The organism is Bacillus sp. T2.9-1 (assembly GCF_950097965.1).
Lineage (GTDB): Bacteria > Bacillota > Bacilli > Bacillales > Cytobacillaceae > Niallia > Niallia hominis.
Genome location: NZ_CATNHG010000152.1, coordinates 69,070 through 81,072, shown reverse-complemented (window position 1 = coordinate 81,072; position 12,003 = coordinate 69,070). Strand labels below are relative to the sequence as shown.

General features: G+C 35.2%; 11 protein-coding genes and 1 other annotated feature. Of the genes, 9 read left to right on the top strand and 2 right to left on the bottom strand.

Annotated features, from left to right (window positions below; all coding sequences use genetic code 11):
- Positions 1–31 precede the first annotated feature (31 nt).
- The 7 genes from QQZ16_RS22740 to QQZ16_RS22710 all read left to right on the top strand — a co-directional run bounded on the left by QQZ16_RS22740 (position 32) and on the right by QQZ16_RS22710 (position 6,815).
- Positions 32–856 (top strand): cytochrome C assembly family protein, encoded by an 825-nt coding sequence (locus QQZ16_RS22740; RefSeq protein WP_031537056.1) that lies wholly within the window; start codon positions 32–34, stop codon positions 854–856.
- 41 nt (positions 857–897) lie between these two features.
- A complete protein-coding gene (gene hemC / locus QQZ16_RS22735; RefSeq protein WP_284561827.1) occupies positions 898–1,833 on the top strand; it encodes a hydroxymethylbilane synthase in 936 nt (311 codons plus the stop codon).
- On the top strand, positions 1,826–2,590 hold the full coding sequence (locus tag QQZ16_RS22730; RefSeq protein WP_284561826.1) for a uroporphyrinogen-III synthase: 765 nt from the start codon (positions 1,826–1,828) through the stop codon (positions 2,588–2,590). The genes hemC and QQZ16_RS22730 overlap by 8 nt, the downstream gene beginning before the upstream one ends.
- Before the next feature lie 17 nt (positions 2,591–2,607).
- Entirely contained in the window at positions 2,608–3,582 is a 975-nt protein-coding gene (gene hemB, locus QQZ16_RS22725; RefSeq protein ID WP_031537062.1) for a porphobilinogen synthase, read from the top strand.
- Positions 3,583–3,596: 14 nt separating this feature from the next.
- A complete protein-coding gene (gene hemL / locus QQZ16_RS22720) occupies positions 3,597–4,886 on the top strand; it encodes a glutamate-1-semialdehyde 2,1-aminomutase (protein WP_031537063.1) in 1,290 nt (429 codons plus the stop codon).
- A 436-nt stretch (positions 4,887–5,322) separates the two neighbouring features.
- Entirely contained in the window at positions 5,323–6,060 is a 738-nt protein-coding gene (locus QQZ16_RS22715; protein WP_235247781.1) for an ABC transporter ATP-binding protein, read from the top strand.
- Positions 6,061–6,062: 2 nt separating this feature from the next.
- Positions 6,063–6,815, top strand: coding sequence for an ABC transporter permease (locus QQZ16_RS22710; protein WP_048717100.1), 753 nt, complete (start codon positions 6,063–6,065; stop codon positions 6,813–6,815).
- Between the two features lie 290 nt (positions 6,816–7,105).
- Here the strand turns inward: QQZ16_RS22710 and QQZ16_RS22705 are convergent, their stop codons facing one another.
- Together QQZ16_RS22705 and QQZ16_RS22700 are read right to left on the bottom strand one after the other, a co-directional pair.
- Positions 7,106–8,071 (bottom strand): ABC transporter substrate-binding protein, encoded by a 966-nt coding sequence (locus tag QQZ16_RS22705; RefSeq protein ID WP_031537068.1) that lies wholly within the window; start codon positions 8,069–8,071, stop codon positions 7,106–7,108.
- Positions 8,072–8,081: 10 nt separating this feature from the next.
- Complete coding sequence (locus QQZ16_RS22700; RefSeq protein ID WP_284561825.1) at positions 8,082–8,831, bottom strand: polysaccharide deacetylase family protein; 750 nt, start codon at positions 8,829–8,831, stop codon at positions 8,082–8,084.
- A gap of 310 nt (positions 8,832–9,141) precedes the next feature.
- On the opposite strand from QQZ16_RS22700, the gene spoVID reads away from it, so the two are divergent.
- Together spoVID and ysxE are read left to right on the top strand one after the other, a co-directional pair.
- Complete coding sequence (gene spoVID / locus QQZ16_RS22695) at positions 9,142–10,299, top strand: stage VI sporulation protein D (protein ID WP_284561824.1); 1,158 nt, start codon at positions 9,142–9,144, stop codon at positions 10,297–10,299.
- A 237-nt stretch (positions 10,300–10,536) separates the two neighbouring features.
- Complete coding sequence (ysxE, locus tag QQZ16_RS22690) at positions 10,537–11,598, top strand: spore coat protein YsxE (protein ID WP_235247764.1); 1,062 nt, start codon at positions 10,537–10,539, stop codon at positions 11,596–11,598.
- A gap of 162 nt (positions 11,599–11,760) precedes the next feature.
- Positions 11,761–11,988: a binding site (T-box leader), on the top strand.
- Positions 11,989–12,003: the final 15 nt, after the last annotated feature.

Here is a 12,003-nt window from a genome sequence, read left to right as displayed (position 1 = left end):
TAGGATCTTTTATGTTTGAAGGGGAATGTCGATGCAGGATATTTTTATGACTAGACTTCATGAATTCATGATTATTCTTTATGCTTTATCTGTGCTATTGTATTTTTTTGATTTTCTGCATAATAACCAGAGAGCAAATCGAGTAGCTTTCTGGTTACTTTTATTTGTCTGGATTTTGCAATCGTCTTTTTTAAGTATTTATATAGTGGAGATGAATAGATTCCCAATCTTAACTATCATGGAAGGGCTTTACTTTTATTCATGGGTATTGGTAACCTTTTCTTTAGTAATTAATAAATGGTTGAAAATTGATTTTATCGTGTTTTTTACGAATGTCCTTGGATTTGTTATTATGGCAATACATACATTTGCTCCTGCACGTGATTCTGCTCTTACACATGCAGAGCAGGTTGTATCGGAGTTGCTGTTCATACATGTAACAGCGGCTATTTTAGCGTATGGGATGTTTACAATTTCATTTATTTTTTCTGTCCTCTATTGTATTCAATATGATTTACTAAAACAGAAAAAATGGGGAAAACGAGTAATGAGGATTGCAGATTTGGCCAAATTAGAACATATATCTTACCTATTAAGCGTCTTTGGTGTACCATTGTTATTAATTGGCTTAATTCTTGGTGTTCAATGGGCTATTATCCAAAGACCAGACTTTCTTTGGTATGATCCGAAAATTATCAGCTCGTTCATTGTGCTATTAGTCTATAGCAGTTTTTTGTATTTACGTGTTTCAAAAAAGTTAAGGGGGAAAAATGTTGCCCTCTTAAATATTGCCAGTTTTTTTATTATGCTTATTAACTTCTTTTTAGTAGGCAATTTTTCAACTTTTCATTATTAAATGGAAAGTACATAAAGGAATCAATGTTGGAGGTACTGTTAATGCGCAAAATAATTGTTGGATCAAGGAAAAGTAAGCTAGCCATTACTCAAACGAATTGGGTAATTAATCAGCTGAAAAAATTAGATTCTTCTTTTGACTTTGAAGTAAAAGAAGTTGTGACAAAGGGAGATGTTGTTCTTGATGTCACTTTATCTAAAGTTGGGGGAAAAGGGCTATTTGTTAAAGAAATAGAGCAAAGTATGCTTGATAAGGGAATTGATATTGCTGTACACAGTATGAAAGATATGCCTGCAATCCTTCCAAAAGGGCTAACAATTGGGTGTATTCCAGAGCGTGAGGATTATCGTGATGCTTTAATAAGTAAGAACCATATTCCTCTAAAGGAGCTAAGAGAAGGTGCAATCATTGGGACAAGCAGTTTGCGTAGAGGTGCACAATTACTTGCTGTTAGACCTGACCTTGAAATCAAATGGATTCGCGGAAATATCGATACTCGTCTTAGCAAGCTAGACACAGAAGAATATGATGCAATCATATTAGCCGCTGCTGGATTAGCAAGAATGGGATGGACAAGCGATGTAGTAACGGAGTTTTTAGAGCCGGAAGTATGTTTGCCTGCAGTGGGGCAAGGTGCACTTGCTATTGAATGTCGCGAAGATGATAAAGAAGTGCTAGAGCTTTTAAGCAAGTTGTCAAACCAGGAGACGACTCGCACTGTTTACGCGGAAAGAGCATTTTTGCAGCGCATGGAAGGCGGATGCCAAGTGCCAATAGCTGGCTTTGCACAAGTTAAGGATGATGAAGTGGCATTAACAGCATTAGTCATTTCACCTGATGGGAAACAAATTTATAAGGAAGAAGTTACAGGGAAAAACCCTGTAGAGGTAGGGGAACAAGCAGCTGCCATTTTAACAGAAAAAGGTGCAAAAGCATTAATTGATCGATTAAAAGAGGAGAATATAATAGATGGCTAAATCCCTTCTAGGAAAAAAAATTCTCGTTCCCCGCTCTAAAAAACAAGCAAGTGTATTATCAAAGCGGATTAACGATTTAGGTGGAATTCCAGTTGAAGTGCCACTTATCGCTTTTCGAGAAAAACCTCTTCCTGAAGAAGTGATTGTTTCATTAAAATGCCAAGTATATGATTGGCTTGTTTTTACAAGTCGTAACGGTGTAGAGGCATTTTTTAAAGAGATAAACAGAGTAGAATTAACAGTTGTCTCTAAAATTGCTGTCATTGGTGAAAAGACGACAGCAGCTGTTTCTGAACATGGATATCAAGCTGATTTCATTCCGTCACAATTTGTTGCAGAACAGTTTGCAAAAGAGTTCGTTACCATTACCGAAAAGAATCAGCGGATCTTAGTAGTAAAAGGAAATAAATCGAGAGAATTTCTAGCAGAAGCATTAAGGAAAGACGGTTTGCAAGTGGATGAAGCCATATTGTATGAAACGTATTTTCCGAAAGAGAGTGAAGAACTGCTTGTGGAAGAGGTAAAGAAGAATGATTTAGAGATATTGCTTTTTACCAGTTCTTCCACCGCACAACATTTTATGCAAGTGATAAAAAAATATCAGTTAATGAATAATTTGGAAAGTTGTATTGTTATTAGCATTGGACCGATTACGACAGAAACATTGGAATCCTATGGTTTACCTGTAACAATAACAGCGGATCCTTATACAACAGATAGCGTTCTAGAACATTTAGTGCAGTATTTAACAAATTAAGTTGGAGGCAAGAAAAAATGGTTGAATTCAAACGTCATCGCAGATTAAGACAATCTGCTAATATGAGAGCATTAGTTAGAGAGACATATGTACATATCGATGATTTAATTTATCCGATATTTATAACAGAAGAAGAAAATGTGAAGAGTGAGATTTCTTCAATGCCTGGCATTTATCAGTTTTCGATTGACCGTTTAAAAGAAGAAATGGATGAAGTACAGGCGCTTGGAATCAAATCTGTGTTATTATTCGGAATTCCAAAGGAAAAAGATGAATGTGGAACACAAGCCTTTCATGATCATGGTATTGTTCAAGAAGGAATTAAGTACATCAAAGCGAACTATCCTGAAATGATTGTTATTGCTGACACTTGCTTATGTGAATATACGAGCCATGGACATTGTGGCGTAATTGAAGCAGGAAGAGTATTAAATGATGAGTCTCTAGAATTGCTTGTGAAAGCAGCAATTAGCCAAGCTGCTGCTGGAGCAGATATTATTGCACCTTCTAATATGATGGATGGTTTTGTAGCAGCAATTCGAAAAGGGTTGGATGAAGCCGGATTTTTGGATATTCCTATTATGAGTTATGGTGTCAAATACGCATCAGCATTTTATGGGCCGTTCCGAGAAGCAGCTGATAGTACACCTCAATTTGGAGATCGTAAAGCATATCAGATGGATCCTGCTAATCGTCTTGAAGCATTTAGAGAAGCGGAAAGTGATGTTGCAGAAGGCGCAGATTTTCTTATTGTAAAGCCAGGTCTTCCATATCTTGATATTGTTCGAGACATGAAAAATGAATGGGATTTGCCAATTGTTACCTATAATGTTAGTGGTGAATATAGCATGGTTAAAGCGGCAGCACAAAATGGCTGGATTGACGAAGAAAGAATAATTATGGAAACGATGATTAGCATGAAACGTGCTGGGGCAGATTTAATTATTACTTATTTTGCTAAAGATGTAGCACGTATGCTAAAAGAACAATAAGGGAGGAAGTCATAATGCGTTCCTATCAAAAATCAGAAGCGGCATATAAAGAAGCAGTAGAATTAATGCCAGGTGGTGTAAATAGCCCCGTTCGTGCTTTTAAATCGGTTAAAAGAAATCCAGTATTCATGGATTCTGGGAAAGGCTCTAAAATTTATGATATTGATGGCAATGAATACATTGATTATGTATTATCATGGGGACCTCTTATTTTAGGGCATGCTGACGATCAAGTAGTAGAGGGAATTAAGAAGGTTGCTGAAAAAGGTACTAGCTTTGGGGCGCCAACTTTAATTGAAAACAAACTTGCTGCTCTTGTGAAAGAACGTGTTCCTAGCATCGAAATCGTTCGCATGGTGTCTTCTGGTACAGAAGCTACAATGAGTGCTATTCGTTTAGCTAGAGGCTATACCGGCAGAAATAAAATTCTTAAATTTGAAGGATGTTATCACGGACATGGGGATTCCTTGCTTATTAAAGCAGGTTCAGGTGTAGCAACACTAGGTTTACCAGATAGCCCTGGAGTTCCAGAAAGCATTGCTGCGAATACCATTACCGTTGCTTATAATGATTTAGAAAGTGTTAAATATGCATTCTCTACATATGGAGAAGATATTGCAGGCATTATTGCTGAGCCAGTTGCAGGAAATATGGGTGTTGTTCCACCGAAACCAGGCTTTTTACAAGGCTTGCGTGATGTTACAACAGAATATGGCGCTTTACTTATTTTTGATGAAGTAATGACAGGTTTCCGCGTGGATTATGGTTGTGCACAAGGTTATTTTGGCATTAAACCTGACATTACTTGTTTAGGTAAAGTAATTGGCGGAGGATTACCAGTTGGTGCATATGGCGGAAAAGCAGAAATTATGAATCAAATTGCCCCAAGCGGTCCTATTTATCAAGCAGGCACCTTATCGGGTAACCCACTTGCTATGACAGCAGGGTTTGAAACATTATCTCAATTAACGAAAGAAACGTATACAGAATTTATCCGAAAAGCAGATCGTTTGGAAGAAGGCTTAAAAGAAGCTGCTGCGAAATATGAAATTCCGTTTACAGTAAATCGCGCGGGATCTATGATTGGGTTCTTTTTTACCAATGAAGATGTAAAAGATTATGAAAGTGCTAAAACATCCAATCTTGATTACTTTGCTAGCTTTTATAATAGCATGTTAGAACAAGGCATCTTTCTACCACCGTCTCAATTTGAAGGGATGTTCTTGTCAACTGCATTAACGGATGATGATATTGAGCAAACCATTCATGCAGCTAAACATGCCTTTTCTACATTGAAAGCTTAAAAACGAGTTTGTTTTAGAAGATTATTGTTTTTAAAAAAAGAGTCTAGGACAAAATGGACGTGTAAAAACTAAGTCGTTCTATTGCGCTACAGACCCACGATGCGTCGGGGAGGCTTGCCGATTGCCCCATCCTATGGAAAGCGAAATGTATTTAGGTTGCGGGTGATAAGCAAAAACCGTCTATTTTAAAAAATTTAAAAACCCAAACAATTATACGAATGTTTTTAACATCTCCGTAAAATTGTTTGGGTTTATATTTGGTTGGAATACTTAAGTGCCCAGTTTCTTTCATTTTTTTTTATGTAGAAATTAATTAAGCAAAAGACATTTTCTTATTTACTCCGAATTATCTAGAACTGTCGATTTTTTGCCACTGTATGAAGGTGACTAATATGATATGATGCAACTAGTAATAAGCGATAAGAAGGGATGTTTCATGGATTCATTTGTAAAGATGCAGCACGTTAGTTTTACTTATGAAAATAATACAATCTTAAAAAAGCTAAATTTAACTCTAGAAAAGAGTAAATCATATGCATTAATCGGTAAGTCAGGCGTTGGAAAAAGTACACTTCTCCACCTTTTAGCAGGTTTCCTGATCCCAACTGAAGGAGAAGTGTTAATCGAAGGAAACCGAATTCAGCAACCTAGCAAGGATATTGGTTTTATGTTTCAGGACTTAGGTCTTTTTCCTTGGCTAAAAGTTCGCGATGCAGTTTCGATGCCGTTGAAATTAGATAAACGGAAAACGAAACAGGAAATCAAAGAAAGAGTAACAGCACTAATAAGAGAAGTTGGATTAAGTGGAATGGAGCATAAATATCCGGCAGAGTTAAGTGGTGGACAAAAGCAAAGGGTAGCATTAGCAAGAACATTAATTAATGAGCCTGAGTTGTTGTTAATGGATGAGCCGACTTCTACATTAGATGAACTGACAAAAGAACAAATTCAACAGCTAATATATGTGCAGATTAAAAAAAGACAAACGACATTACTTTTTGTAACTCATAATATAGAAGAAGCAGTACTTCTTGGTGAGTATATTCTATTGCTAAAAGATAATGGAGACATCGAGACTATTTATAATCCGCTATTCGGGGTAGAAAAAGCGAAAGAAAATTTGTCTTTTTATAAAGCTTGTATTGAAGTTCGAAGAAAATTAGCGGCGGTATAATAATGAAGAAAATCATTCGGAAAGTCTTTAGAAATCAACTAATCGTAGGCTTTATAAGTGTCACTCTATTTTGGTATATTGTCTATTTTTTAGTACAGTCACATACCATCCCATCACCCATTTTAACAGTTACTTATATATGGAACGAAAAATGGATGTTGCTTCTGCATGCAGGAGCGAGCTTACTGAGAATTACCATTGCTCTTTTTATTTCTTTGTTAATAGGAATTCCATTGGGGATTATTTTAGGCAAAAATAAGAAGATTAATACCTTTCTATCACCTTTTCTATATTATATATATCCAATACCCAAAGTAGCATTTTTACCTGTATTTATGATTTTGTATGGGCTGGGAAACCAATCTAAAATTACCCTAATTATTTGGATTATTGTTTTTCAAATCATTTTATCGGTTAGAGATGGTGTATTACAAATTCCAGCAAGTTATTATAAAGTGATGCACGGCTTTCGGTCACCAATTTACCAGCAATTAATCTACTTAATTTTCCCGAGCATACTTCCCTCCATATTTACAGGGATAAGAATTAGTATTGGCATTAGTTTAGCAACATTATTTTTTGCAGAAAACTATGCAACAACTTATGGAATTGGCTATTATATAATCAGTGCATGGACGAAAATGAATTATGAAGAAATGTTTGCAGGGATCGTCACCTTAGGATGTATCGGTTTATTGTTATTTATCATATTAGATAAATTGGAGTTAAAAGTTACCCCTTGGAATCATAAATAAAGAGGCTTGGACATAAGCATTTCAACCGAAAACAAAAATGAACGTTTATGTAATTAAATTGCATAAACGTTCGTTTTTTTTAGATAAAGGTTTAAAAACGAAGTGAAATGGAGCGTCCTCCCCGGCGCATCGTGCGTCTGTAGCGTAATGGAACGACTTAGTTTTTATACTTAGCTATATTTAAAAACATAGATAACCATCATGAGAAAGTAGCTTTATATAAAAGCTAAATTAAAGATTGCTCGTCTTTAAAGATTAGTTATTTAGTTTTGTCCCAGCCTCTTTTTTGTTTAATTCGGTAACAATGTGAAGTCTGTTAAATCTTCATAAGAATAGTTTTTCGTAATTTGCCCTTTATCTTTCGTCCACTGAACAATCGAATCAAAGGTATCTTTTGAAACTATACTTGCATAAGGAAAGCTATCTTTTGTTGATAAATAGTTGCTCATTGCATCTGGGAATTGATATTTAGTTAATATATCTCCATATTCTTCCGCCTTCGTATTATTCATATAGTCAATTGCTTGATTATACGCTTTATAAAAAGCTTTGATGTCCGCTGATTTGGTTGAAATCATTTCATCTGAAAAAAGAATCGTCCCTCCTTTAATTCCTGCATCTGTTGAGCTACCTAAAAGGTGAGCTCCCTGGCTAACTAGCATACTAGCCTGTGGTTCTGTAAATACAACTCCATCTACTTTGTCTGCCATCAGCGCTTCTGCACGACCAGAAAAAGAAGGGATTTCCACGATATTATAGGTGAAGTCTTCTTTAGCTGCGAAATCATCCATAATATATTCCAAGATAAAGTTCGGCACTAACGAAACATTTTTCCCATTTAAATCTTTCATCTCTGTAATTCCTGAATTAGGAGAGGAGAGGATTTTAAAATCTTCACTTATATCGGAAGTAATCTTCATATTAATTCCATTTTCCATAAATGCTGCCGCTGTCATCACATCAGCGATTGTACCATCTAGTTCATTCGCTTGAATTGCAACATTTCGATCTGTTGGCGAAGAAAAGGATTTTATGGATACGTCTATTCCTTCTTCGTCAAAGTATCCATTTTCCTCTGCTAAAATAATAGGTATCGCCGATTCTGCCGGCAATATTCCGATGGTTAGCTCTTCTCCAGATGTTTTTTCTGTGTTGCTGTTTTCGTTTTTATCTGTTTCGGTTGTAGCAGTCTTTCCACAAGCAGCAGAAAGTAAAACAAATACGATTAATAAGGATAGCGTCATTATTTTTTTCATCTTTTTTCTCCTAATTTGTAATGATTTTTTTGAATGTCTCTAAGTCCATTAAATAGGGAATAGCATTTCTTTTTAATAAAAGTGGATCATTTTTTCTATCATTGTGACCATTTTCACAAGTGAAGGCGAGTTTAAACGCTTTTTCTCTTAAAGTTAAAACATTGGATTCGTTAAATAGTCCAAATGGATAGGCGAATACATTTTTATGCTCGATTAGTGAATGGTTATTACATTCATCTAAGTCTTTAGCAAAGTCTTCTTTACTAGATGTCATTAATAAACTTTCTGTTTCACTTGTTCGGACATGCATACAATCAGTGTGGTTGGCATATTCAAAAACATCAGTCATTTCCTTTAAATCGTTTATGGATAAGCAGACAGATTTTTCTTTTTCAAATTGTCTTTTACTATCATGCAGCCACCCTGTTACAACAAAAGCTGTTGCATGAATTTGGTATTTTTTTAGAATTGGATACGCATATTCCTTTATGGATTGAAAGCAATCATCAAAAGTAAGTAATACAGATTTCTCCGGTAAAGAACCTCCTTCGTAATATGCTTTTACTTCATTTAGAGTTAAAGGGTGAAAACCATTGATAAATAAATACTCCATTTGCTGTTCAAATTTTTCAAGTGTTATGAAAAGTGGAGAAGGCAAGAAATCTTTATAATTTTGCTTTACATCGATTGGATGCTGTTCGGTTGCATGAAAATCTTCTTCTTTTCTTATTTCGTGATACATTAGCACGGGAAAAGCCATAATAGATCCTCCTTTTTAGATAAAAAATCTAAATTGGTCTAAATTTCCAATTTAAATAATTTTGATAACTTGTAAAATCTGCTTTTATTATATAAAACCTTTACTAAAAAAAGGGCTAGAAAAAGCAATTAGTTTTAACAATTTGGTGTATGAATTCTGAAAAATAAGATTAATCAAGTGGAAATAGTCTATTTTCCTCTATTGTTAAGACAAACAAATGAAAGAAATATTCATAAAGTGTTACAGACAATCATAAGTTTTTAAAGACAATAGTGATATATACGTGAAAGGAATGAGAGGAGGAGTCGCTTTGTCTCAAGAAAATTCGTCTATTTTGCGGTTTTCGTTGGAAGAGTCCGTCTGGTTTCAAAAAGGACAGGAAGTAGAGGATCTGCTTTCCATTTCACTTGATCCCAATATAACAATCCAAGAGAACGATCAGTATATTATCATTCAAGGCTCTTTAGAGTTAAGTGGTGAATACAAGCGCTTTAATGAAGGGGAACAAGAAGAAGAGGAGGCTTTTAAGGCTCCTAAATTAATTCATTCAATAATGGAAAGAGAGGAAGGAGTGTGTGAATTTTTACACCATTTTCCGGTGGATATTACCATGCCCCTTTCGAGAGTCACAAGTCTTGAAGATGTTGAAATTGAGATTGATACTTTTGATTATGTCTTCCCGGAAAGAAGCTGTTTGAATTTGACAGCAGATTTAACTATTTCAGGTCTTGCTTCTGAAGAAGAAGAGAGTGTTGATGAAGAGAATGTAGAAGAAGAACTAGAATTAGCTTGGCGAGGTTCAGCGGATGAGGATGACAATGGAAATGATTCAATAGAAGAACCTATTGAAATAGCTGTTAGTCCATTTCAAAATGTCAGTCCACTTTTAGAAGAACAGCGTGAAGAGAAGGTAGAAGACGATGATTTGTATTCCCCATTCGAACTTGAGGTTAGAAAGTCACCGGAAGAAGAGGATGATTGGGGTACGAATGAAAATGCTAAAGTACCTTATTTTTCTGAGGAAACTAGAGAAGAAGAGATTACCTCTTCAGAACCTGAGATGAAGGTTTCTTTATTCAGAAGTGAGGAAAATGTCTATTCTGCAGAAGATGTATTTAAAAAGCCACAACAAGAATCTTCATCTGAATCGAAGCAGGAAGAACTTTTACTGGAAGAAGAGAAATTAGAAGAATCATCATCTTCTCCTCATGAAGAACCAAAAAAGAAAAAAGGGCTATTTAGTAAAACAAAATCTCTAACCTTTACAGAATTTTTTGCTAGAAAAGAAGAAGAGAAGCATACAAAAGTGAAAGTTTGTATTGTTCAGCAAGGCGATACATTAGAAAAGTTAAGTAATCGTTATAATGTCAATATCCATACATTATTGAAAGAAAATAGAATGGAAGCAAATCAAGATGTTTATGAAGGGCAAGTTTTATATATACCAGGAAATTTCGTAGAGAAATAAGAACAATAAACTGGAGCAGGCAGGAGATTTTCCTGCTTGACTGTTTTCTTTTTGCTTTTTTCAATCGTTTTTTGAGGGGGAAAATCGATTAAAGGGTTAAAGAGCAAATAGATTATTTTAAGAGCTTGGTAGCATTCTATCTTGACACTTTGGCAAATGCCCGAATTATATAGCTAACCATCTATAGAAAATAAGAAAAGGATGGGAGTTTCACTTGATAAGAAAGTGTGGGCGGATATGAATGAAAAAAATATATTAAACAAATATTCACCTATCTTAAAATCATACGCAGTAGAACCGAATTTTGTTGAAGAGTTTGGCAAAGTTGCCAAAATATATAGCAATAAAGGTACTTTTGCGTTAAAACGAATTGATCCTCATAATGGGGCTGATTTTACACGTCATATAAGAATGCTTTATCAAAAAGGGTATAATCGAATTGTGCCAATATATCCAGCGGTGGATGGAAGATATGCGATTCTTTATGACAATCAATTGTATTATTTAATGCCTTGGCTGCCAAATGAAGAAAGAGAAACATATTTCAAGAAACATCAACAAATGTTTCGAGAGCTAGCAAGGCTCCATATTTTAAGTTCTAAAGAAGTAAAAATTGAAAAGGAAGATCGACAAGAGCATTTTGAGAATACACAATTAGAAATGGAGAAAGAACAAGAGTTTCTAGCTGGTTTTATTGAGCAATGTGAAAATAAAGAATATATGTCACCGTTTGAGTTAATGTTTTGTATGTATTATCATGACATTCGGCAGGCTTTGATTTATTCAGAGACTAAATTGAAAGAATGGTATGAGGAAACGAAAGAGGATGAAAAGGCAAGAGTCGCCATTATCCACGGGAAAATATCACCAGAACATTTTCTTTATGATGATAGAGGGTATGGCTATTTTACTAATTTTGAAAATGCTAGATATGGATCGGCAAGCCATGACCTGCTTCCGTTTCTGTCCCGTTCCTTGAGGACAGCACCTAAGCAAAATGAAGACTGTATTGAGTGGCTTTATACGTATTTCAATCATAATCCTTTAAAATATGATGAAATGCTGTTGTTTTTAAGTTATTTGGCTCATCCAGGACCAGTTCTTCGTATTTGTGAGAAATATATGAAGGCAGATAAGAAAGCGATCAATGAACGCAAATATGCACAAAAACTACTTAAACAATATTGGCTTTTAAAAAATACAGAATATGTTGTGATGCGAGTAGATGAAATAGAAAGACAAAAGAAAGCACAGCAAGAAGCGGCAGAACAAGCGGAACAAGCAGAGACTCAGGATTAAAATCTTGGGTTCTCTGCTTGTTCCTAAATTTGTAACGATCTTTTCCCAGGCACATATATTAAAGATAAACAAAAAATAGATAGGAATAAAATGAAAAAAAATCGGCAATCCTTATTGACGAGAATTAGTTTTTTTCGGTAGTATAGCATATATAAATAAATTATTAAGGCAATGACGGGGAGTAGTACAATGTACGTTGTTTCAAAGAGAGGAAATCATCTGCTGCGAGATTTCTATTCAACCCATTGGAAGGTAGCCCTCGAGCTTCTTTTGCGAACGGTGTGCTTATTAGTAAAAGACGGACAGTATCCGATATCATCTTTGAAAGAGCCAGCACTTTTTGTGTTGGAAAAAAGGTGGTACCGCGAACAAACTCCATTCGTCCTTTTCAGACGAGTGGAGTTT